This is a genomic window from Methanosaeta sp. UBA356, assembly GCF_002496465.1.
GTDB classification, from domain to species: Archaea; Halobacteriota; Methanosarcinia; order Methanotrichales; family Methanotrichaceae; genus Methanothrix; species Methanothrix soehngenii.
On record NZ_DAKC01000109.1, the window covers coordinates 923 to 19,835 of the forward strand.

Below are 18,913 nucleotides of genomic sequence, written 5' to 3' on the forward strand. Positions count from 1 at the left end.
CCATACTGAGCGATTATCGGAACGCGTCCGTTATCTCCCTTCCAAACCTTTTTATATATCCACTCTCTTGTGAGGAGGGAAAACCTGATGACTGGACGCTGCGAGAGAGCCATCCTTATCCCGTCCTCTCTCACCATGGAGAGCAGGGATACGCGTGTCAACACGCTCAAAGTTGGCCAGATCGCAAGGGCAGCAGCAGTCTTCCGTGTAAGCCGCATAGTGATCTACCGGGACCAGGAATACAACGATTCCCGGTTCATATCCATGATCCTGCGCTACATGGAAACCCCCCAATATCTGAGAAAGCTGCTCATCCCCCGCAGGGAAGAGCTGCGCCACGTGGGAATGCTGCCCCCGCTGCGCACAAGTCATCATCCCATCAACTCAAAATCAGAATCGCTCAAGATTGGCGAGTTTCGCGTCGGAGCAGTCGTTGAAAGCGTCGGATCTGATGGCGGCGTATGGGTGGAAATCGGAATCAATCGCCCAATTCCCCTTCGCACCGGAGAAAAGTATCCGGTAGGGCAACGCCTAAACGTCAGAATCTTTTCGCAGGAACCGCTCGCCGCTGAGCCTGTTGACCAAAAGGATATACCCCATTACTGGGGGTACGAGACCGAGGTAGTGGATAGCCTGGAGAGCTATCTGGAATCAATGAGAGATACCCGGATCGTTCTTGCCTCCAGAAGCGGTCGGGCTATAACGCCCCAGATACTCCAGGAGTTGGTCCAATCGGGCTGCAAATGCGACCTTGCGGTGGCCTTTGGCTCACCCGCACGAGGGCTAGATGCGTTCTTGAGTAAAGAATCAATGAAGAGGTATGAAATGATCAACACCATTCCCCATCAGGGAACAGAGACGGTTCGAGTGGAGGAAGCGGTTTTCGCCACCCTCGCCCTTCTCAACCTGATGAGTTTGGAGGACTAAATGGCAACAATACACCGACCTAGACGAGGTTCGCTGGCCTACAGCCCCAGAAAGAGGGCCAAGAGCGAGGTCCCCAGAATCAGAAGCTGGCTCGAGGAGGACAAGGCCAGGATAGCAGGCTTCGCCGGCTACAAAGCAGGCATGACCCATGTTATGATGATAGATGACCGACCGCGCAGCCTCACCGAGGGCATGGAGATCAGCACCCCCGTGACCGTTCTTGAGGTCCCCCCCATGAACGTGGTGGCTGTGCGCGCTTACGAGAGCTACAATGGCGGACTACGCCCGGCAGGCGAGCTTTGGGCAGAGAACCTGAGCCCGGAGCTCTCCCGAGCGATGACCGTTCCCAAGAAGACCCGAGGAACCGCTCCCGGAGATCTGGTCGCCCTGGGCGATGATATCGCCGATGTCCGCGTCCTGGTGCACACCAATCCCACACTAGTATCCGGAATTCCCAAGAAGGTTCCTGAGATCATGGAGATGCCGATCAACGGTGGCTCGATGAATGACAGACTCTCCTTTGCCCAGACGCTGCTGGGCCAGCAGGTCCCGATTTCCAGCGTATTTGAGCTGGGCGACCTGATGGACACCTCTGCCGTTACCAAGGGCAAAGGCACCCAGGGACCGGTCAGGCGCTGGGGAATCGCCATGGCCAAGAGAAAGCATGCTCGCACAGGCAAAGTCCGCCATGTGGGCAACCTTGGCCCCTGGCATCCAGCCCATATCAGCTGGCGCGTTCCCCAGCTGGGCCAGATGGGCTACCACCAGAGGACAGAATATAATAAGAGGCTCATGTTCATCGGAACCGACGGATCGAAGATCACTCCGGACGGGGGATTCCCCGGCTATGGCGTGATCAAGAACCAGTATATCCTGATCAAAGGAAGCGTCCCCGGCCCCATCAAGAGGCTCGTGCGGATGAGGCATGCCATGAGGCCAGGAAAGAACTTCGTGAAAGCTCCCGAGCTGCTCCATGTGAGCCAGGAATCCAAGCAGGGGGTCTAAGCAATGAAAACCAATGTTATAGATCTATCGGGAAACGCAGCTGGCGAGATAGAGCTGCCAGCAGTCTTTGAGGAGGAGTACCGACCGGATATCATCAAGAGAGCGGTTCTGGCTGCCCAAGCAAACAGGCTTCAGGCTTATGGGCCGCACTTTTATGCCGGCATGAACACCTCCGCCGTCTCCTGGGGCACGGGACACGGCACCTCCAGGGTTCTCAGGCTTAAGAACGGCAGGAGAGCAGCAGGCGTCCCCATGGCAGTGGGCGGCCGCAGATCGCATGCGCCACAGCCAAACGCCGTCTACAGCGAGAAGGTCAATAAGAAGGAGAGAAGAAAAGCCATCCGCTCAGCGATTGCAGCTACCGCCTCATCCGGCCTGGTCGAGGCCCGGGGTCATAAGTTCTCCCGAGAGCTGCCGGTCGTGGCCAAGAACGATCTCGAGGCCCTTAGCAAGACCTCGGATATCATCAAGTTCCTCATGGCAGCGGGCCTCTGGGATGACGTCCTGAGGGCAAAAGCAGGAAGGCACATCCGTGCCGGCAAGGGAAAGCTGCGGGGAAGGAAATACAAAGGCAGAAAGAGCTTGCTCATCGTCGCTGGCAACGACGCAGGCCTGGGAAAGGCAGCCCGGAACCTTCCAGGGGTTGACTTCGTCACCGTGGACATGCTGAACGCAGAGCTGCTCGCCCCTGGAACCCGGGCCGGCAGACTTACCGTATGGACTGAATCATCCCTTGAGAAGCTGGCAGGAAAAGGCTCCCCGGAGGCAAATCAATGATTATCAAGAGCCCCTATGTTACAGAAAAGGTCACCAGCATGATCGACTCCAACGACACCCTGGAGTTCCTGGTGAACACAAATGCCACCAAGCCTCAAATCAAAAAGGCCCTGGAGGATCTTTATGATGTCGATGTCCTGGCAGTCAGGACCATGATCACCTCTCAGGGACAGAAGAAGGCAGTGGTGAAGCTGGCCGGAGAGGGCAGCGCGAACGAGTTGGCCACAAGGCTAGGACTGCTGTAGGTGTAATACAATGGGACATCGAATCATATCTCAAAATAGAGGCGCAGGAGGTCCTAGGTATAGGGCACCCTCTCACCGGTACAGAGCAGACATCAAGCACCTGAAAAGAGATCAGAACGAGACCGTCAAGGGCATCGTCCAGGATATTATGCGAGACCCAGCTCGAACTGCTCCCGTGGGCCTGGTGACCCTGACGAGCGGCGAGATGAGGTACATCCTGGTCCCTGAGGGGGTCTGCATCGGCCAGGAGATAGCCTGCGGCATATCTGCGCCAATCGAGCCGGGAAATACTCTCCCTCTCTCGGAGATACCAGAGGGCATACCTATCTGCAACGTCGAGTCGCAGCCCGGGCATGGCGGCCAGTTCGCTCGCTCCTCCGGAGTCTGTGCCATCCTCGTGGCTCATGATGTAGGCCAAACCGTGGTCCAGCTTCCCAGCGGGGAGATGAAATGGCTCAACCCGAAATGCATGGCGACCATCGGAGTGGTAGCGGGAGGCGGCCGTCTGGACAAGCCCCTGGTTAAGGCAGGAAAGAGCTTCTTCAAGTACCGCTCCAAGCCCAAGAACTGGCCCGTGGTCAGAGGGGTGGCAATGAACGCCGTAGACCATCCCTTCGGCGGTGGCGGCCGTCAGCATCCAGGCAGGCCCAAGACGGTCAGCAGGAATACATCCCCCGGCCGAAAGGTCGGCTCGATCGCCGCACGGAGAACCGGTAAGCGCTAGGTGATAGTTTTGGCAAAGAAAGCAGGATCCAAGCTTCCCAAGAGAAAGGAAGAGTTCTTGTATCGGGGCCGGAAGATGGCCGACCTCGCCAAGTTAAGCATAGAGGAGCTTGCCGGGCTGTTCCCAGCGCGGCAGCGCAGATCGATCAAGAGAGGTCTTGCCAAGGAGAACAAGAAGCTCCTGGCAAACCTGAAGAACAAAGACTCAGTTCGAACCCACATCCGGAACATGCTAATTCTGCCGGATATGGTGGGCAAGAGCATCGAGATCTATAACGGCAAGAGCTTTGAGAAGGTAGAGGTCATGCCCGAGATGATCGGGCACTTCTTCGGCGAGTTCGCTATGACGCGCGGCCGCGTCCAGCACGGAGCCGCAGGCGTAGGCGCTACCAGATCAAGCAAGTATGTGCCGCTGAAGTGAGGTGTGAGATTGGGCAGATTGAACTATTCGCTTACGCCTGCAGAACGCTCTTCAAGGGCCATGGGGATGGAGCTTCACATCTCACCAAAGCATGCCCGCGAGATCTGCAGGACGCTAAGAGGCATGCGGGCTAACCGTGCCCGAGACTATCTGGAAGATGTTATCGCTTTGAAGAGGCCAGTCCCCTTCAAGCGATACAACAGGAATGTAGCCCACAGGCACGGCCTGATGGGCTGGGATGCAGGCAGATATCCCGAGAAGGCGGCACGAGAGGTCCTGAAGGTCCTGGATAATGCCATCGCCAACGGCGAGTACAAAGGCATGGAGTCCGAGAAACTCAGGATCTACCATGCCGGCACTCTCACGGGCAGAACCATCCAGGGATGGATGCCCCGGGCCATGGGAAGAGCAACCCCTAAGAACACCCAGACCGTGACCATAGAGATGGTCCTGACCGAGGTGAAGAGCTGATGTCCGTCGAGAAGAAGTTCGTGGCCGAGGGCATAACCAAAGCTCTGGTCAATGAGTATCTGGCTGATGAGCTGGAGAGAGCAGGATACGGCGGCATGCAGATGAACCGCACCCCCATGGGCACCCAGATCACCGTCTATGCGGAAAAGCCGGGAATGGTCATAGGCAAAGGCGGCAAACTCATCCGCAAGATAACCCGTGACCTGGATCGCAAGTTCCACCTGGACAATCCCCAGATAGATGTGCAGGATGTGGGTCGGGGCGACCTCAACGGCCGAGTGGTGGCCAACCGTCTGGCATCATCCCTGGAACGGGGCTGGTACTTCCGGAAGGCCGGCCAGTCCATGATGCGAAGGGTGATGGACGCAGGGGCTTTGGGCTGCGAGATAGTGATCAGCGGCAAGCTGACCGGTCCACGATCCCGAACAGAGAAGTTCATCGCCGGCTACATCAAGCATTCCGGCAAGCCAGCCATAGACCTTGTGGATCGGGGCTACTCCGTAGCGGTAAAGAAGCTGGGAGTCATCGGCTGTCAGGTCAGGATCATCCCACCGGATGTCCGGCTGCCAGACGACTTCCAGATTGAAGCTCCACAGGCGCCACCGGCACCAGAACCAGCACCATCAGCTGCACCCGCTCCTGCTCCTGAGCCCGCGCCAACACCAGCGCCTGCTGAGGAGAAGAAGAGCGAATTGGATCAGCTCCTGGAATCAGAGCCCGAGGCAGCCGAAGTCAAGCCAGAGCCCCTGGAAGAGCCATCCATGTCTGCAGAGAACGCGACAGAGATTGCTCCCCTTCCTGAAGAGAAGGCAGAGAGCGAGCCCGTCCTCAAGGATGAGTGATCCAAATGGCCATCTTCAAGATTGATGAGATAAGAAACATGAACGCGGAAGAGATATCCGAGGAGCTGCATAAGCTCGAGAGTGAGCTCATCCGCGAGAGAGGCGTCGTCACTGCCGGTGGCGCCCCGGAGAAGCCGGGGAGGATTAAAGACATCCGCAGGACGATTGCCCGGATCAAGACGGTCCAGACGGAGCGAAGGAAGTGAAGCTCAACCCCACGAACCTGGCGAGGCACGAGCTCATTGGCCTGGATGTTCAGGTCGAGTCCAACAGCGAGCCGGGTATCGTCGGGCTCAGGGGAAGGATTGTGGACGAGACCAGGAACACATTCCTTTTGGAGACAGAGCGCAAGGTCTTGCGCATTCCAAAAAAGAATGCCAGCCTGACCTTCACCCTGCCAGATGGGCAGAGGGCGAGGGTCGCGGGCTCGGTTTTGATCTCGCAGCCTGAGAACAGAATAAGCAAAAGAATGCAGAGGACGAGGTGGAAGTTATGAGGGATATCGGACTGGACGTAGCCCCCCCGGAAAAGGAGTGCAACGATCCCAAGTGTCCCTTCCATGGTACCCTTCCTGTACGCGGCCAGGTCTTCAGTTGCACTGTGGTCAGCGACAAGATGGATAACACCGTGGTAGTTATGCGCAAGTTTGAAAAGAAAGCAACGAAGTACGAACGATTTGAGAAGAGGCAGTCCAAGATCCATGCGCACAATCCTCCATGCCTTGAAGCCAAGGCAGGAGATCGTGTCAAAATAGCGGAGTGTCGGCCCCTCTCCAAGACCAAATCCTATGTGGTAGTGGAGGTCTTGAAATGAGAGGACAGAAGGCCAAGATCCCAAGGGCGATCAACACTGGCGCATACCTGGATTGTGTAGACAATACAGGTGCGCGGACGCTACACGTTATCTCGGTAAAGAACTATCGAGGCGTGAAAAATAGACAGCCCTGCGCAGGAATCGGGGATATAGTGATCGTGTCCGTTAAGAAGGGAACTCCTGAGATGAGAAAGCAGATCTTTAAAGCTGTCATCATCCGCCAGAGGAAGGAGTTTCGCAGGCCCGACGGCCTCAGAGTGAAGTTCGAGGATAACGCCGCCGTCATAGTGGACGATGAGGGCGTACCCAAGGGCTCCGAGGTCAAGGGACCCGTGGCCCGTGAGGTAGCGGAGAGGTTCGGCAAGATCGCCTCCGCGGCATCCATAATTGTGTGATGATTCTATGATTACGAAACAGCCCAGAAAGCAGCGGAAAGAGAGGTACACTGCACCGTTGCATCGGCGTCAAAAGTACATGCACGCCCCCTTAAGCCGGGCCCTGCGTGAAGAGCTGAAGAAACGCAATGCTCAGCTCCGCAAGGGCGATACGGTCAAGGTGGTGCGTGGAGATCACGCCGGCACAGAAGGTGCAGTCGAGGACGTAGACATCAAGAGATGCACCATAAAGGTAGCGGGAGTGAGCAACTACCGCGCCGATGGAACTGAGGTGCCCAGAACCATTCACCCCTCGAATGTGGTAATCGTCAAGCTCGAGCTTGAGGATGCAGAGAGGGAGAAGATCTTTGAGAGGCGATCTGAATGAGCCGACATCAGAAGAGGCTGACTATCCCGGTTAGCTGGCCGGTGGCCAGAAAGACCAGCGTATGGGTCCCCAAGAGCAGCCCAGGCCCTCATTCCTCTCAGGAGAGCATGCCTCTCTTGATGGTGATCAGGGATATGCTCAAGCTGGTGGATAACGCCCGCGAGGCCAAGAGGGTCCTTTATGAGGGCAAGGTTCTGGTGGACGGCAAATCCCAGAAGGATCATAAGCTCCCCATAGGCATATTCGATGTGATCGGTTTGCCGCTGCTCGATCAGCAATACAGAATGCTGAAGGACGAGAAGGGGATGTTCTATCTGAGCCTCCTTGAGCCGGGAAGTGCGAGAAAGCTGGCCCGGATCGAGAATAAAACCGTCCTCAGAGGCAATAAGCAGCAGCTCAACCTATCCGACGGCTCGAATAAGCTGGCGGAAGGTGACTACAAAGTGGGCGACTCTCTGGTTCTCTCTATACCCGAAAAAGATATCGATGAAAGGATCGAGTTCAAGGTCGGCAATCTGGCCATGGTCGTGGGCGGAAAGCACAGCGGCCAGACTGGGAAGATCAAGGATATCATAAAGGTGAAGAGCTCTCAGCCCAACCGGGTCATAATATCCGGAGACAAGGAGTTCGAGACCATAGAGGAGTACGTCTATATGATCGGAACGGACAGTCCCGTCATCAAACTGGGGGCTGCCAGATGAATGTAATGCTCGAGCCCCGCATCGACAAGGTCGTCGTGCATGTGGGGGTAGGAGAGAGCGGTCAGAGGCTGGTGAACGCTGAGACTATCATGAAGACGATCACCAAACAGCAGCCGGTCCGCTCCATGGCCAAGAAGACTCTGCCCACATTCAACATAAAAAAGAAGGAGCCAATTGGCGCCAAGCTTACCTTGCGAGGGAAAGCAGCGGAGGACTTTCTGGTCCTCGCCCTCAAAGCCGCGGGCAACAGCCTGAGGATGAGCCAGTTCGATCAGCAGGGCAACTTCTCTTTTGGTATCGAGGAGCACACCGACTTTCCCGGGATGAGATATGACCCGGAGATAGGCATCTTCGGCATGGATGTCTCCGTAGCTCTGAAGAGGGCCGGCTACAGAATCGCCCGGAGAAGGGTGTCTAAAAAGAAGCTGCCAAGCAGGCAGAGGCTGGGTCAGGACGATACCGTGGAGTTCATCAAAAAGAAGTTCGGCGTTGAGGTCTTGGAGGCAGCATGAAGAAAGGCAAGAAGGTCTATGGAAGAGGAGCAAACGTTTGCAAGCGTTGCAGCCGCAAGAACGGCCTGGTTAGAAAGTACGGTATCTACCTGTGCCGGCAGTGCTTCCGAGAGATAGCCCCTGAAATGGGATTTGAAAAGTATTCGTAGGTGGTTGCGTTGTTATTGGATCCACTGGCCGATGCGATGTCCGTTATAAAGAATGCGGAGAGCGTAGGCAAGCCTGAATGTATCATCCATCCCGCCTCTAAAGTCATAGGCAGGGCCCTGAAGGTCATGGCGGATAGGGGATACATCGGCGAGTTTGAGTTTATCGATGATGGAAAGTCAGGAATGTTCCGGGTGAAGCTCCTGGGAAGGATCAACCGCTGCGGTGTCATCAAGCCGCGGTTCTCCACCAAGGCTACGGAGATGGAGAAGTGGGAGAAGAGATTCCTCCCTGCCAAGAACTTTGGGGTGCTAATACTGAGCACCAACAAAGGGGTCATGGCCCACTCTGATGCCAGGGCCCAGTCCCTGGGAGGACAGCTCCTGGCGTATGTATATTAGGTGGTCTGATGGTCAAAGAGATTGCGCGACAGGTAGAGATCCCGGAAGGAGTTACAGTCTCCGTGGACAGGAATGTCGTCACGGTTAAGGGGCCAAAAGGCGAGTTATCCCGGACGCTCTCCTATCCCGACCTGGAGATCCGCAAAGAGGATCTTCAGGTGATCGTAAATTCCAGGGTCGACCGCAAGCGCCACAGAGCAATGGTGGGAACGCTGGCCTCTCACATAAACAATATGGTTACCGGCGTTACTAAAGGATATGAGTACAGGATGAAGGTCGTGTACTCTCACTTCCCCATCCAGCTCAAGGCAGCTTCCGATGAGTTGATCATAAACAACTTCCTCGGCGAGAGGAAGTCTCGATCTGCTCGAGTTCTGCCGGGAACCAAGGTCGAGATAGGCAAAGACGAAGTCGTGATTACAGGCATGGACAAGGAGAATGTTGGCCAGACCATGGCCAATATCGAACAGGCGACCAGGGTGCATGGCTTCGATGTCAGGATATTCCAGGATGGGATATACCTGATAGACAAGAGGTGAATTCGGATGGCAGAAAGATTGCTAAGAGTCAGAACCAGGCAGAAATCCAAGAAGCCCGAGTTCAACTTTCATGATTCACATAAAAAGAAGAAGCTTGGCACAAGTTGGCGAAAGCCCCGTGGCCTGCACAATAAGCTCAGGCAGCATATAGCTGCCAAAGGCCGGGTTGTCCAACCTGGCTTTGGAAGCCCAAAGGCCGTTCGAGGATATCATCCCAGCGGAATGGCTGAGATTAGGGTGAACAATGTGGCAGAGCTGGCAGCCGCTCAAGGTTGCGCAGTGCGTATTGCCTCTGCCGTGGGGATGAAAAAACGGCTGGATATTCAGGCTAAGGCTGCGGAGATGGGGCTCAAGATCCTCAATCCCAAAGGAGGGGCCTGAACATGCCGGGATTTACCACCCAGCGAAGGCTGGCGGCATCTGAGCTGAATATCGGCGAGAGTCGGGTCTGGATCAATCCCGATCCTGAGTTGGCAGGCGCCCTGGGCGATGCTATCACCCGGGAGGATATTCGCTCTCAGATCAGCGATGGCAACATCAAAGCCAAGCCCAAGAAGGGCAACAGCCGGGGAAGGATCAGGGCCAAGAATGCCAAGAGAGCCTACGGCCATTGCAAGGGACCTGGACACAGAAGGGGTGCCAAAGGCGCTCGCAGCCCACGCAAAGAGCTGTGGATGACCAAGATCCGGGCTCTGCGAAAGAGGCTCAGGGAGCTGCGGGATACTGGTCAGATCGACCGGCATGCTTACCGACTGCTCTACCGCAAATCCAAGGGTGGAGAGTACAGGAGCACAGCGCATATGAATTCCTTTATAAAGGCCAAGGGCCTTGCTCGGGGTGAGTGACTTGGCAACTGGACCGAGATATAAGGTTCCTCTCCGCAGAAGGAAAGAGGGCAAGACCAACTATCATGTCAGATACAAGCTACTGCTATCCAAGAGACCGAGAGTTGTAGTCAGGAAGAGCAATGCCAGCACCACTCTGCAGCTGGTGGTGGCAGAGCTTGAGGGTGACAAGACCCTGCTGACGGTCAACTCCCGGGAGCTCAAAGGATTCGGCTTCTCCTCAGCTGTCGGCAATCTGCCTGCAGCATACCTTACAGGCCTGCTTTTCGGCAAGAAGATGCTAGCTATTGGGGTAGAAGGAGGAGTAGCAGACATAGGGCTGCATGCCTCCACCAAAGGGAACAGGATCTATGCCGCCATTAAGGGGGTAGTAGATGCAGGAGTAGATGTGCCCCACAGCCCCGAGATCTTCCCGGATGAGGAGAGGATCCGTGGGGAGCACATAAAGAGCTTTACTGGAAAAGACACCGTAGCCCAGTTCGAGGCTGCTAGAGAGAAGATACTGGGGTGAGTGTATGGATCAGAAGAAGAAACGCGATTTTTACCAAGAGGAGTGGGTCCCCAAGACGAGGCTTGGAAAGCTGGTCTATGAGGGTCAGGTAACCACTTTCGATGAGGCCATTGCATCCGGCCTGCCCATAAAAGAGGCCGGACTGATAGATGCGCTCATTCCAGGGCTCGAGGATGAGGTTCTGGATATCAACATGGTTCAGAGGATGACTGACTCCGGAAGGAGGGTCAAGTTCAGAACCACAGTCATTGTGGGCAACAGAGACGGCTACATTGGTCTTGGCGAGGGAAAGGATGTTCAGGTGGGAAAGGCCATCAAAAAGGGCATCGATAACGCCAAGAGGAACATTATGAAGGTGAACAGAGGCTGCGGCAGCTGGGAATGTGGTTGCGGCCAGCCTCACACTGTGCCCTATCAGGTAGTGGGCGAGTCCGGAAGCGTTCGGGTAGTGCTCATCCCAGCGCCTCGTGGCTTGGGCATTGCAGCCGGAGATACCAGCAAGAAGGTCATGGATATGGCCGGAATCAAGGATGTCTGGACCAGGACCGCAGGCTCCACCAGGACCACCATCAACTTCGCTAAAGCGACATACAACGCGCTCATCAATACCATAACTGTGAGGGCCTGAAGATGTTTGCCATAGTGAGATTGAGAGGGGAGGTGAACCTCAGGCCGGAGATCAAGGACACCCTGGCTATGCTCCATATTCATAGGGTCAACCACTGCGTTGTGGTCAAAGAAGACCCCCATTACCGGGGCATGATCCAGAAGGTCAAGGACTACGTGGCCTGGGGCGAGATCGATGATGATACTCTGGCTATGCTCTTAGAGAGAAGGGGCAGGCTGAGCGCCAACCGACGCCTGACAGAGCAGTATTTAAAGGAGAATACACCTTATTCATCTTTTAAGGAACTGGCCAAAGCCATCAACTCCGGCTCTGCCAGTCTGAAAGATCTGCAAATCAAGCCCATATTCAGGCTGCACCCTGCTCGGAAGGGCTTAAGAACTACCAAGAAGACCGCTCAACAGGGTGGAGATCTGGGATTCCACCAGAATTTGGCGGATCTTATCAAGAGGATGAGGTAGAAAAAATGGTTAGACCAAAGACCAAAGAAAAGAGAGGTCATAGAACCTACCACGGCAAGCACAAGAACATGCGCGGAGGAGGAACCCGTGGCGGCCGTGGAGATTCAGGCAAATGCAAGCATCACTTCATGCGGTCTATCCTTCTCGGCACCGAAATGGGCAAGCATGGCTTCGTCAGGCTGCCTTTAGCTGAGGAGATTGATGTAGTCAATGTCGATGAGCTGGACCAGCTGGCCGGCCAGGACGGCAAGGTTGAGATCAATGAATTGAAGGTTCTCGGTCGAGGTAGGGTAACCCGGAAGCTGGAGGTTAAGGCTTTAGGATTCACTGCCGCGGCTAAGAGCAAGATCGAGGCTGCTGGTGGTCAGGCAGTAGTAGTATGAACCAGCAAAGTTTCTTTTATGCGATAGAGCCCTTTGTGCGCCGGCTCCCTTCGGTGGAACGGCCCACAGGGCACGTCCATTTTAAGAGAAAGCTAAGCTGGACTCTGGCCATATTGCTCCTTTACTTCATCCTTGGAAACATCCCTCTATTTGGCCTCTCTGCGGCATCTATAGACCTCTTCAGCTCTTACCGTGCCTTTTTCGCCGGATCCTTCGGCACGATGATGCTTTTGGGCATCGGTCCCATCGTTACCGCATCCATTGTGCTCCAGCTTCTGGTTGGCGCGGAGATCATCAAGCTCAATCTGAGCGATCCCCGGGATCAGGCCATCTATCAGGGCACCCAAAAGGCTCTGGTCTTTCTGATGGTTGCCGTTGAAGGCTTGCCCCAGGTGCTGGGCGGCTATCTTCTGCCTGACGAGGGAGTGGCGAACGCGTTAGGCGTATCCCTGGGCATAATATCCTTATTGATATTTATTCAGGTCTTTATTGGCGGATCCCTTATTGTTTATATGGACGAGGTGGTGTCCAAATGGGGCGTAGGATCAGGAGTGGGCCTGTTCATCGTGGCGGGAATCAGCCAGCAGCTGGTCACCGGTCTGATCAATCCGGCTACAGGCGAAGCCGGCCTCTCGGTGGGGATCATCCCCAAGTGGATTGATATCATCAGGCTGCAGCTGATCAGCTTTGACACACTCTTCACCTCTGAAGGCATCCGGTTTATCATGATCACCGGAGGAATTCTGGCCCTCATATCCACCATTCTGATCATATTGCTGGTCGTTTTGGTGGAGTCTACGAGAATTGAGATTCCTCTGGCCCACAGCCGGGTGCGGGGTGCAAGAGGCCGGTTCCCGGTTAAGCTGGTCTATGCATCAGTCCTTCCCATGATCCTGGTGAGGGCTATTCAGGCCAATATCGAGATGCTGGGGGCATTGCTGGCATCAAGGCTTGGAACAGTCTCCACAGCTACTGTGACTGGCGAGGGAGTGACCACGGTCTATACCGGCTACTCCAGCCTCCTGGGCAATTTCATATCTCAGTCCCAGTTTGATGCCGCCACCGGCGCTGCCATCAGCGGACAATCACCCCAGCCGGTATCAGGGCTCATGTATTTCCTCTCGCCCATAGGAGGGCCGGAAGACTGGATTCCCAGCATGGTGACCACCTCTACAGCGGGGATGGCAGAGCTTGGATTCTCGCCCATTGCCGGCTATCAGATCCTCTTGCATGTGCTCACAGATTCCGCTTTCCTGATCATCGGCGGCATTCTGTTCGCCATATTCTGGATTGAGACCACTGGAATGGGGCCCAAGAGCGTCGCTGCCAAGATCCATAACTCAGGACTGCAGGTCCCCGGTTACAGGAGGAATCCCGCTTCAATTGAGAAGCTAATGGAACGGTACATTCCCAAGGTGACTGTGATCGGCGGCGTGATCATTGGGGTCTTGACCCTGATTGCCAGCCTTATGGGAACCCTGGGTGGTGCGGGAGGCACAGGTCTTCTTCTGGCGGTGAGCATTGTCTACCGGCTCTATGAGCAGATAGCCAGCGAGCAGATCCAGGAGATGTACCCGATGATGCAGAAGTTCTTTGGAGCTTCCGCATGAAGCAATCCATGTCCAGTACGCTGGACAGAGCGGCCCTGGTACTGGGCATCCTCTTTTTTTTCGGGGTGATGATCGAGGATTACAGGAACCTCTTAGGGCAGGTCATGGATCACCTTCTGGGATGGTTGCCTCAGACGGGGCTGTCCTTTCCGGTCATCCTCTTCATCCTGGCGGCCATTACCGGCCTTTATGCCAGCCTGGTTCAGAAGTATACCATGGACTGGGATTTTATGCGTCGCCAGCAGGAGAAGATGAGAGCCCTGCAGACCAACATGAAGGCAGCTCAGCTGGCTGGGGACCAGTCTAAGGTTCAGTCTCTGCAGACTGAGCAGATGAAGATGGTCTCGGAACAAGGAAAGATGATGCAGATGCAGTTCAAACCCATGCTCTACATCGGCATCATATCTATTCCCCTCTTTATGTGGATATATTTCTACATTCATAACTCCGGTGGAATCACCATGACCTTTCCCTTCTGGGGGACGCATGGTATCACCGAAATGGTTCTGGGGCCGATTCTCTACTGGTTCTACTGGTATTTCGTATGCTCATTGCCTGTATCGCAGATCATCAGAAAGGCTCTGGACATAGGGAGCATGAGCTGAAGATGATAATATGATAATCACCGTTAGCGGCTCGCCGGGCACTGGGACCACCACCCTGGCTCGGGCTCTTTCTGTCCAGCTTGGCCTCTCCTGGGTCAACTCCGGGGAGCTGTTCCGCAAGATCGCCAGCGAGAAGAACATATCAGTCAAGGAGATGAACCGCATGGCAGAGAAGGGACCGGAGATCGATTATCTGATCGATGATGCCCAGAGGTCTCTGGCCAAAGAGAGACAGGGAGTCTTCGAGGGCAGATTGTCCGGGCACCTTCTGGATGCCGATCTCAAAGTGCTCTTGAAGTCCGATCTTAGGACAAGAGCGGAGCGCATATCCAAGCGGGAGTCCAAGCTGCTGGAGGATGCCTGTCAGGAGACGAGGCTGCGGGAGGAGAGCGAGGCCCGCAGGTACAAGAAATACTATAACATCGACATCAATGACCTCAACGTATACGATCTGGTGGTGGATACGGGCAGGTTCAATGAATCGGGAACTTTGGCCATAGTGCTGGCGGCGGCGAGGTCAAGGCAATGTCCGTGATTCACAGGCCTAAAAGGGAGGGTTCATCGTCATCCGGAGATCGAGGCTCCCGGCCACCCTCAAAATCCTCAAACCGGTCTGATAGACATTCGTCTTCCACTCGACCGCGTTCCTCTTTTCCTGAAAAAAAAGGTGCATATGTCGCATCCGGCTCCAAGACCCTTCCTGCGGACAAGAAGAGGTCGGTCCTGGTCAAAAGGAATGGTAAGACAGATCCCGCTTATGGCACTTCTCCGCAGGAGCGGAGCCTGGAGATGCACCTTCGTTTAGGGGCGATCAATCTGGACAAGACCTCCGGGCCGACCAGCCATGAGGTTGTGGCCTGGGTGAAGAGGATTCTTGAGGTGGAGAAGGCTGGACATAGCGGCACTCTCGATCCCAAGGTGACTGGCATCCTGCCCGTTCTCCTGGGGGATGCAACAAGAGTTATGGATACCCTTCTTCTGGCGGGAAAGGAGTACATCTGCCTGATGCATGTTCATAAGCCAGTGCCAAAAAAGCAGATCACCGATGTCTGCGGTCAGTTTGTCGGACCCATACTGCAAAAACCTCCCCTGAAGTCATCCGTGGTCAAGGAATTGCGCACCAGGACCATCTATTATCTGGAGGTGCTGGAGATCGAGGGGCAGCATGTGCTGATGAGGGTGGGCTGCGAAGCTGGAACCTACATCAGAAAGCTATGCTACGATATCGGCCTTGCCCTGGGCACGGGGGCGAACATGGAGGAGCTGCGCCGGACCCGGGCCGGTCCTTTTCGCGAGGATGAAACCCTGGTCACCCTGCACCAGCTGATAGATGCCCATGTAAAATATATGGAGACAGGGAATGAGAACCTGCTTCGCAGGGTGATTTTGCCGGTGGAGGCAGCTTTAGTGCATCTGCCCCGACTGGTGATAGCGGACAATGCGGTGGATGCCATATGTCATGGCGCGCCCCTTGCTGCCCCCGGCCTATTAAGTCTGCAGACGGAGATCAATCGGGGCGATGGTGTGGTGCTCTTCACGCTGAAAGGAGAAGCAGTGGCCGTTGCCCAGGCGGAGCTCTCGAGCGAGGAGATGCTTGCCTCAAAGTCTGGAATCGTGGCTGCGACCGAAAGGGTAATAATGGAGCCGGGCACCTATCCGAAGGCGTGGAAGCTGGCTGAAAGGGACGGCTCCACCCAGCCGGAAACGAAGCGATAAAACCAAAAATCCAAACCTGTGCCGAGGTCGTCTAGCGGTAGGGCGCCAGCCTGGAGTGAGTTTCTCCTGGATAGCTGGTGACTCGCAAGGGTCTCGTGAGTTCGAATCTCACCCTCGGCGCTATTTTATCTGTAGGCCAACAAATCGTTCCAGGCTCTATTCCCGAAGGGAAAACGGACGGTCGTGGCCGGGTATGACGATATCCGCCATTTCTATAATCTTGTTCATGCTGGCCACGGCCAGGGCGCGATCGTAGTGCAGCGCTGGAGGAACCCTCTTTTGGTAGTTGCCTAAAGTGGGCAGGGCGTCCCCCGCTATCACCACTCTTCTGGAGGTCGGTGCCATTCCATCCCCCGGCTGGATGGCGGCATCGACCAGCACGGATATGCTGTCAGGGCTGTGGCCGGGCGTGGCCAGGGCCCGAACGCCGGGTGCGATCAGCTCTCCATCTTTTGGATATATCGTCTTAGCCCGGGAAAATAGCCGGTTGTTGGCACAGTGGTCGGGATGGGAATGGGTGTTTACAATTATGTCGATATCCGACTTCTCCAGCCCCAGGTCAGCCAGAGCCTTCAGTATCTCTTCCTCATCTCCCACCTGGCCGGTGTCCACTATGATCCACCTCCTCTCTGTCTTGATCAATGTCACTGAGGAGCGGGCATCCAGGATGTTGCCCGCTTGATCTCTTTCTATCGACCCCGATTTGAGGAGAAAGACCCTGGGCAGCATCTCGTCAGGTCTCATAGCTGAGCTCATTTCTCTGGGCGGATTCAAGTCAGGTAGAGCTTTTTCAGCTTCTCGTTCAGCCTTTCCACCTGTTTGGGTGCCGTGCCGATGTACTGATGGGGATCGAGCAGGGCGCTGATCTCCTCAGGCTTCAGGAAACTTCTGACCGTCTCGTTCTCCAGAAGGACATCCAAAAGCTCCCTTTTCTCCTCGAAGGCGGTCATGCTGCTCTGGCGCATGATCTCATGGGCCTGCTGGCGCCCCACTCCTTTTTTGGCCAGCTCCACCATCACGTTCTCCGCCATATTCAGGCCATGCAGGAGCATGAGGTTTCGCTCGATGTTATCCGGCCTCAGCCTCATATTGCCCAGGGTGCGAACGGCCAGGGCGAGGATGTGGTCGGTGAATATGAAGGCCTCCGGAAAGACAATCCGCTCGCAGCTGCTGTTGGTCAGATCGCGCTCATCCCAGAGGGGAATGTTCTCAAAAGCGGGGATGAGCTGCGCCCGCACCACCCTCGCCAGGCCGCAGATCTGCTCGGACTTGATCGGATTTCTCTTGTGGGGCATGGTGGACGAGCCCACCTGCTTTTTGCCAAAGCCCTCCTCCACCTCGGCGATCTCCGTCCTCTGCAAGGTCCTCATCTCGATGAAGATCTTATCCAGGGTGGAGGCGACGAGCGCCATCCAGCATACCATCTCTGCATGCCTGTCCCTCTGCACCACCTGATTGGAGACGTCCACCTCGAACAGCTCCAGGTGGCTCATAACCCTCTCCTGAATCTCCATGCCGAACCGGCCATATGCGGCCTGGGTCCCCACGGCGCCAGACATCTTGCCCACTGCCGCCCGGGGTCGCAACTCCACGAGCCTCTGGATATGGCGCCCAACCTCTGAGGCCCAGATGGCGAACCTCAATCCGTAGGTGGTGGGCACTGCTATCTGGCCGTGCGTCCGGCCGGCGCAGACCAAGTTTCTGTTCTGCATGGCCAGGTCCAGGAGAAGAGCGAGCATTTTTTTCAGCTTCTCCTCCAGGATTTCCAATGAGGCCTTGATCTGCAGGCCAGTAGCGGTATCCAGGATATCATTGGAGGTCGCCCCCAGGTGGATCCACTCCCCAAACCTGGGGCTCTCCTCGGCCAGGGCGAGCACAGTGGCCATCATGTCATGGCCGATCTCATCCTCGATCTCCTTGGCCCTCTGGGGCCGGGTAACCTCTGCCGCCCGAGCGATCTCCTCTGCCGCCCCGGGGGGAATCATTCCCAGCTCCTCTTCCGCTTGAGCCAGGGCCGCCTCCACCCGGAAGAGACAGCGCAGCCTGAAATCCTCTTCCCAGATGGCCTTCATCTCTTGTGTGCCATATCTGAACTCCATGGGGTGAATAGACATGGCAGGATGGATGGCAGAGGGGATTGATGGAGCTTTTGGTCTGAGAGATAATCGAATATCTATCCTCTATCTCTTCATCCGCCAAAGGACGAGGATCAGCACAAGGCTTGCGGCCAATGCCCCTGGAGCGGGGCTCTCCTTCTGGCTTTCAGCGGGCTTATCGGGCTGGGCAAGAGGTTCCGTCTCAGGCTCTTGGAATTCTCCTGCTGGTTCTGCATCCTCCAGGGCGGGCTGATCCACTCTCACAGGCTCAGAGGCATGATTGCCATTTCTTCCAATGATGTTGACATAGCCGGTCTTCTTTCCGGAAGGGGCACCAGCGACGACCACATCTGCCACAAAGGAGTAGTTGCCGGGAAGAAGATCTCCCGCCCCAACAATACAATCATAGTTGGTCACTCCCTGAGGGAAGATGTTCTGGATCTTCTTGGGGCAGGTGATCGTCAGCCCCTCGGATACATTCCTGAAGACCAGCTCCACATAGGCCCTGTCGCTTCCCAGACCCTTGACCGAGACCGTGAAGTTGGCCTCGCTATTGGGCAGCATCTCCACCGGGGTGATATCGATCACCTGAAACCAGTACGATGCATTTGCCTGGCCTGGAAGAAGCAGAAAGACGGCCAGCAGAAGGAGGAAAAAGCAAGCTCTCATAGGATTTAATTGTCTGGATGATTATAAAGATGTTTCGGAAAGCGGCGCAATATCCATCATACGACTCTTTCACCCCCATAAATTGGGAAAGGCGAGAGCTCTGAAT

At 55.6% G+C, this 18,913-nt stretch carries 31 protein-coding genes and 1 tRNA gene; 29 read left to right on the top strand and 3 right to left on the bottom strand.

The annotated features are described in order from the left end of the window. The first annotated feature begins 87 nt into the window (after nucleotides 1-87). The 29 genes from BP727_RS10110 (at nucleotide 88) to BP727_RS10250 (ending at nucleotide 16,162) form a co-directional block, all read left to right on the top strand. The gene (locus BP727_RS10110) at nucleotides 88-927 is read left to right on the top strand and encodes a putative RNA uridine N3 methyltransferase (protein ID WP_286858668.1); all 840 of its coding nucleotides are present in this window, start codon (nucleotides 88-90) and stop codon (nucleotides 925-927) included. Further along, a complete protein-coding gene (locus BP727_RS10115; protein ID WP_013720135.1) occupies nucleotides 928-1,932 on the top strand; it encodes a 50S ribosomal protein L3 in 1,005 nt (334 codons plus the stop codon). Between the two features lie 3 nt (nucleotides 1,933-1,935). Further along, the gene (gene rpl4p, locus BP727_RS10120) at nucleotides 1,936-2,709 is read left to right on the top strand and encodes a 50S ribosomal protein L4 (protein WP_013720134.1); all 774 of its coding nucleotides are present in this window, start codon (nucleotides 1,936-1,938) and stop codon (nucleotides 2,707-2,709) included. Beyond that, a complete protein-coding gene (locus BP727_RS10125) occupies nucleotides 2,706-2,954 on the top strand; it encodes a 50S ribosomal protein L23 (protein WP_013720133.1) in 249 nt (82 codons plus the stop codon). The genes rpl4p and BP727_RS10125 overlap by 4 nt, the downstream gene beginning before the upstream one ends. Nucleotides 2,955-2,964: 10 nt before the next feature. Next, a complete protein-coding gene (locus tag BP727_RS10130) occupies nucleotides 2,965-3,678 on the top strand; it encodes a 50S ribosomal protein L2 (protein ID WP_013720132.1) in 714 nt (237 codons plus the stop codon). A gap of 9 nt (nucleotides 3,679-3,687) precedes the next feature. Beyond that, the gene (locus BP727_RS10135; protein ID WP_048133247.1) at nucleotides 3,688-4,098 is read left to right on the top strand and encodes a 30S ribosomal protein S19; all 411 of its coding nucleotides are present in this window, start codon (nucleotides 3,688-3,690) and stop codon (nucleotides 4,096-4,098) included. Between the two features lie 9 nt (nucleotides 4,099-4,107). Then, entirely contained in the window at nucleotides 4,108-4,569 is a 462-nt protein-coding gene (locus BP727_RS10140) for a 50S ribosomal protein L22 (RefSeq protein WP_013720130.1), read from the top strand. Further along, entirely contained in the window at nucleotides 4,569-5,411 is an 843-nt protein-coding gene (locus tag BP727_RS10145) for a 30S ribosomal protein S3 (RefSeq protein WP_273278431.1), read from the top strand. Before BP727_RS10140 ends, BP727_RS10145 begins: the two co-directional genes overlap by 1 nt. A 5-nt stretch (nucleotides 5,412-5,416) precedes the next feature. Beyond that, complete coding sequence (gene rpmC / locus BP727_RS10150) at nucleotides 5,417-5,617, top strand: 50S ribosomal protein L29 (protein WP_013720128.1); 201 nt, start codon at nucleotides 5,417-5,419, stop codon at nucleotides 5,615-5,617. Further along, nucleotides 5,614-5,907 carry a ribonuclease P protein component 1 gene (locus tag BP727_RS10155; RefSeq protein WP_013720127.1) on the top strand — a complete coding sequence of 98 codons (294 nt, stop codon included), beginning with the start codon at nucleotides 5,614-5,616 and terminating at the stop codon, nucleotides 5,905-5,907. Before rpmC ends, BP727_RS10155 begins: the two co-directional genes overlap by 4 nt. Next, complete coding sequence (locus tag BP727_RS10160; RefSeq protein WP_048132398.1) at nucleotides 5,904-6,224, top strand: 30S ribosomal protein S17; 321 nt, start codon at nucleotides 5,904-5,906, stop codon at nucleotides 6,222-6,224. Before BP727_RS10155 ends, BP727_RS10160 begins: the two co-directional genes overlap by 4 nt. Then, a complete protein-coding gene (gene rpl14p / locus BP727_RS10165; protein ID WP_013720125.1) occupies nucleotides 6,221-6,619 on the top strand; it encodes a 50S ribosomal protein L14 in 399 nt (132 codons plus the stop codon). The genes BP727_RS10160 and rpl14p overlap by 4 nt, the downstream gene beginning before the upstream one ends. Nucleotides 6,620-6,626: 7 nt before the next feature. Continuing rightward, nucleotides 6,627-6,986 carry a 50S ribosomal protein L24 gene (gene rplX / locus BP727_RS10170; RefSeq protein ID WP_048132396.1) on the top strand — a complete coding sequence of 120 codons (360 nt, stop codon included), beginning with the start codon at nucleotides 6,627-6,629 and terminating at the stop codon, nucleotides 6,984-6,986. Continuing rightward, complete coding sequence (locus BP727_RS10175; RefSeq protein WP_013720123.1) at nucleotides 6,983-7,687, top strand: 30S ribosomal protein S4e; 705 nt, start codon at nucleotides 6,983-6,985, stop codon at nucleotides 7,685-7,687. The genes rplX and BP727_RS10175 overlap by 4 nt, the downstream gene beginning before the upstream one ends. Before the next feature lie 5 nt (nucleotides 7,688-7,692). Then, on the top strand, nucleotides 7,693-8,199 hold the full coding sequence (locus tag BP727_RS10180; RefSeq protein WP_324578453.1) for a 50S ribosomal protein L5: 507 nt from the start codon (nucleotides 7,693-7,695) through the stop codon (nucleotides 8,197-8,199). Beyond that, nucleotides 8,196-8,348, top strand: coding sequence for a 30S ribosomal protein S14 (locus BP727_RS10185; RefSeq protein WP_013720121.1), 153 nt, complete (start codon nucleotides 8,196-8,198; stop codon nucleotides 8,346-8,348). The genes BP727_RS10180 and BP727_RS10185 overlap by 4 nt, the downstream gene beginning before the upstream one ends. Nucleotides 8,349-8,357: 9 nt before the next feature. After that, nucleotides 8,358-8,747 (top strand): 30S ribosomal protein S8, encoded by a 390-nt coding sequence (locus BP727_RS10190; protein WP_013720120.1) that lies wholly within the window; start codon nucleotides 8,358-8,360, stop codon nucleotides 8,745-8,747. Between the two features lie 8 nt (nucleotides 8,748-8,755). Beyond that, nucleotides 8,756-9,286 (top strand): 50S ribosomal protein L6, encoded by a 531-nt coding sequence (locus tag BP727_RS10195; RefSeq protein ID WP_013720119.1) that lies wholly within the window; start codon nucleotides 8,756-8,758, stop codon nucleotides 9,284-9,286. 6 nt (nucleotides 9,287-9,292) lie between these two features. Beyond that, entirely contained in the window at nucleotides 9,293-9,667 is a 375-nt protein-coding gene (locus BP727_RS10200) for a 50S ribosomal protein L32e (RefSeq protein WP_013720118.1), read from the top strand. Between the two features lie 2 nt (nucleotides 9,668-9,669). Beyond that, nucleotides 9,670-10,131: a 50S ribosomal protein L19e gene (locus tag BP727_RS10205; protein ID WP_013720117.1), complete on the top strand. Its 462-nt coding sequence runs from the start codon at nucleotides 9,670-9,672 to the stop codon at nucleotides 10,129-10,131. A gap of 1 nt (nucleotide 10,132) precedes the next feature. Further along, nucleotides 10,133-10,642: a 50S ribosomal protein L18 gene (locus tag BP727_RS10210; RefSeq protein ID WP_342674288.1), complete on the top strand. Its 510-nt coding sequence runs from the start codon at nucleotides 10,133-10,135 to the stop codon at nucleotides 10,640-10,642. Between the two features lie 4 nt (nucleotides 10,643-10,646). Next, nucleotides 10,647-11,270, top strand: coding sequence for a 30S ribosomal protein S5 (locus BP727_RS10215; RefSeq protein ID WP_013720115.1), 624 nt, complete (start codon nucleotides 10,647-10,649; stop codon nucleotides 11,268-11,270). Nucleotides 11,271-11,272: 2 nt separating this feature from the next. After that, nucleotides 11,273-11,728, top strand: a complete 456-nt coding sequence (locus tag BP727_RS10220; RefSeq protein WP_276620639.1) for a 50S ribosomal protein L30 — start codon at nucleotides 11,273-11,275, stop codon at nucleotides 11,726-11,728. Nucleotides 11,729-11,733: 5 nt separating this feature from the next. Beyond that, nucleotides 11,734-12,111, top strand: coding sequence for an uL15m family ribosomal protein (locus BP727_RS10225; RefSeq protein WP_286858681.1), 378 nt, complete (start codon nucleotides 11,734-11,736; stop codon nucleotides 12,109-12,111). Next, nucleotides 12,108-13,721, top strand: coding sequence for a preprotein translocase subunit SecY (gene secY / locus BP727_RS10230; RefSeq protein ID WP_286858682.1), 1,614 nt, complete (start codon nucleotides 12,108-12,110; stop codon nucleotides 13,719-13,721). The genes BP727_RS10225 and secY overlap by 4 nt, the downstream gene beginning before the upstream one ends. Continuing rightward, the gene (locus BP727_RS10235) at nucleotides 13,718-14,326 is read left to right on the top strand and encodes a DUF106 domain-containing protein (protein WP_276836925.1); all 609 of its coding nucleotides are present in this window, start codon (nucleotides 13,718-13,720) and stop codon (nucleotides 14,324-14,326) included. Before secY ends, BP727_RS10235 begins: the two co-directional genes overlap by 4 nt. A gap of 10 nt (nucleotides 14,327-14,336) precedes the next feature. After that, complete coding sequence (cmk, locus tag BP727_RS10240) at nucleotides 14,337-14,861, top strand: (d)CMP kinase (RefSeq protein WP_286858684.1); 525 nt, start codon at nucleotides 14,337-14,339, stop codon at nucleotides 14,859-14,861. Beyond that, nucleotides 14,852-16,042, top strand: coding sequence for an RNA-guided pseudouridylation complex pseudouridine synthase subunit Cbf5 (locus BP727_RS10245; RefSeq protein WP_286858686.1), 1,191 nt, complete (start codon nucleotides 14,852-14,854; stop codon nucleotides 16,040-16,042). Before cmk ends, BP727_RS10245 begins: the two co-directional genes overlap by 10 nt. 20 nt (nucleotides 16,043-16,062) lie before the next feature. Further along, a tRNA-Ser gene (locus BP727_RS10250) sits at nucleotides 16,063-16,162 on the top strand. A gap of 36 nt (nucleotides 16,163-16,198) precedes the next feature. Here the strand turns inward: BP727_RS10250 and BP727_RS10255 are convergent. From BP727_RS10255 to BP727_RS10265, 3 genes are all read right to left on the bottom strand, one after another. Beyond that, nucleotides 16,199-16,786 (bottom strand): MBL fold metallo-hydrolase, encoded by a 588-nt coding sequence (locus tag BP727_RS10255; protein ID WP_286858688.1) that lies wholly within the window; start codon nucleotides 16,784-16,786, stop codon nucleotides 16,199-16,201. 26 nt (nucleotides 16,787-16,812) lie between these two features. Further along, a complete protein-coding gene (gene purB / locus BP727_RS10260; RefSeq protein ID WP_286858689.1) occupies nucleotides 16,813-18,156 on the bottom strand; it encodes an adenylosuccinate lyase in 1,344 nt (447 codons plus the stop codon). Nucleotides 18,157-18,222: 66 nt separating this feature from the next. Next, nucleotides 18,223-18,807, bottom strand: coding sequence for a hypothetical protein (locus tag BP727_RS10265; protein ID WP_286858691.1), 585 nt, complete (start codon nucleotides 18,805-18,807; stop codon nucleotides 18,223-18,225). Nucleotides 18,808-18,913 lie beyond the last annotated feature (106 nt).

What these genes read in the sequence shown, in the direction of transcription:
- BP727_RS10110 (WP_286858668.1), top strand. Translation starts at nt 88, where the DNA reads ATGACTGGACGCTGCGAGAGAGCCATCCTTATCCCGTCCTCTCTCACC.
- BP727_RS10115 (WP_013720135.1), top strand. Translation starts at nt 928, where the DNA reads ATGGCAACAATACACCGACCTAGACGAGGTTCGCTGGCCTACAGCCCC.
- rpl4p (WP_013720134.1), top strand. Translation starts at nt 1,936, where the DNA reads ATGAAAACCAATGTTATAGATCTATCGGGAAACGCAGCTGGCGAGATA.
- BP727_RS10125 (WP_013720133.1), top strand. Translation starts at nt 2,706, where the DNA reads ATGATTATCAAGAGCCCCTATGTTACAGAAAAGGTCACCAGCATGATC.
- BP727_RS10130 (WP_013720132.1), top strand. Translation starts at nt 2,965, where the DNA reads ATGGGACATCGAATCATATCTCAAAATAGAGGCGCAGGAGGTCCTAGG.
- BP727_RS10145 (WP_273278431.1), top strand. Translation starts at nt 4,569, where the DNA reads ATGTCCGTCGAGAAGAAGTTCGTGGCCGAGGGCATAACCAAAGCTCTG.
- rpmC (WP_013720128.1), top strand. Translation starts at nt 5,417, where the DNA reads ATGGCCATCTTCAAGATTGATGAGATAAGAAACATGAACGCGGAAGAG.
- BP727_RS10160 (WP_048132398.1), top strand. Translation starts at nt 5,904, where the DNA reads ATGAGGGATATCGGACTGGACGTAGCCCCCCCGGAAAAGGAGTGCAAC.
- rpl14p (WP_013720125.1), top strand. Translation starts at nt 6,221, where the DNA reads ATGAGAGGACAGAAGGCCAAGATCCCAAGGGCGATCAACACTGGCGCA.
- rplX (WP_048132396.1), top strand. Translation starts at nt 6,627, where the DNA reads ATGATTACGAAACAGCCCAGAAAGCAGCGGAAAGAGAGGTACACTGCA.
- BP727_RS10175 (WP_013720123.1), top strand. Translation starts at nt 6,983, where the DNA reads ATGAGCCGACATCAGAAGAGGCTGACTATCCCGGTTAGCTGGCCGGTG.
- BP727_RS10180 (WP_324578453.1), top strand. Translation starts at nt 7,693, where the DNA reads ATGCTCGAGCCCCGCATCGACAAGGTCGTCGTGCATGTGGGGGTAGGA.
- BP727_RS10185 (WP_013720121.1), top strand. Translation starts at nt 8,196, where the DNA reads ATGAAGAAAGGCAAGAAGGTCTATGGAAGAGGAGCAAACGTTTGCAAG.
- BP727_RS10195 (WP_013720119.1), top strand. Translation starts at nt 8,756, where the DNA reads ATGGTCAAAGAGATTGCGCGACAGGTAGAGATCCCGGAAGGAGTTACA.
- BP727_RS10200 (WP_013720118.1), top strand. Translation starts at nt 9,293, where the DNA reads ATGGCAGAAAGATTGCTAAGAGTCAGAACCAGGCAGAAATCCAAGAAG.
- BP727_RS10205 (WP_013720117.1), top strand. Translation starts at nt 9,670, where the DNA reads ATGCCGGGATTTACCACCCAGCGAAGGCTGGCGGCATCTGAGCTGAAT.
- BP727_RS10215 (WP_013720115.1), top strand. Translation starts at nt 10,647, where the DNA reads ATGGATCAGAAGAAGAAACGCGATTTTTACCAAGAGGAGTGGGTCCCC.
- BP727_RS10220 (WP_276620639.1), top strand. Translation starts at nt 11,273, where the DNA reads ATGTTTGCCATAGTGAGATTGAGAGGGGAGGTGAACCTCAGGCCGGAG.
- BP727_RS10225 (WP_286858681.1), top strand. Translation starts at nt 11,734, where the DNA reads ATGGTTAGACCAAAGACCAAAGAAAAGAGAGGTCATAGAACCTACCAC.
- secY (WP_286858682.1), top strand. Translation starts at nt 12,108, where the DNA reads ATGAACCAGCAAAGTTTCTTTTATGCGATAGAGCCCTTTGTGCGCCGG.
- BP727_RS10235 (WP_276836925.1), top strand. Translation starts at nt 13,718, where the DNA reads ATGAAGCAATCCATGTCCAGTACGCTGGACAGAGCGGCCCTGGTACTG.
- cmk (WP_286858684.1), top strand. Translation starts at nt 14,337, where the DNA reads ATGATAATCACCGTTAGCGGCTCGCCGGGCACTGGGACCACCACCCTG.
- BP727_RS10245 (WP_286858686.1), top strand. Translation starts at nt 14,852, where the DNA reads ATGTCCGTGATTCACAGGCCTAAAAGGGAGGGTTCATCGTCATCCGGA.
- BP727_RS10255 (WP_286858688.1), bottom strand. Translation starts at nt 16,786, where the DNA reads ATGAGACCTGACGAGATGCTGCCCAGGGTCTTTCTCCTCAAATCGGGG.
- purB (WP_286858689.1), bottom strand. Translation starts at nt 18,156, where the DNA reads ATGTCTATTCACCCCATGGAGTTCAGATATGGCACACAAGAGATGAAG.
- BP727_RS10265 (WP_286858691.1), bottom strand. Translation starts at nt 18,807, where the DNA reads ATGAGAGCTTGCTTTTTCCTCCTTCTGCTGGCCGTCTTTCTGCTTCTT.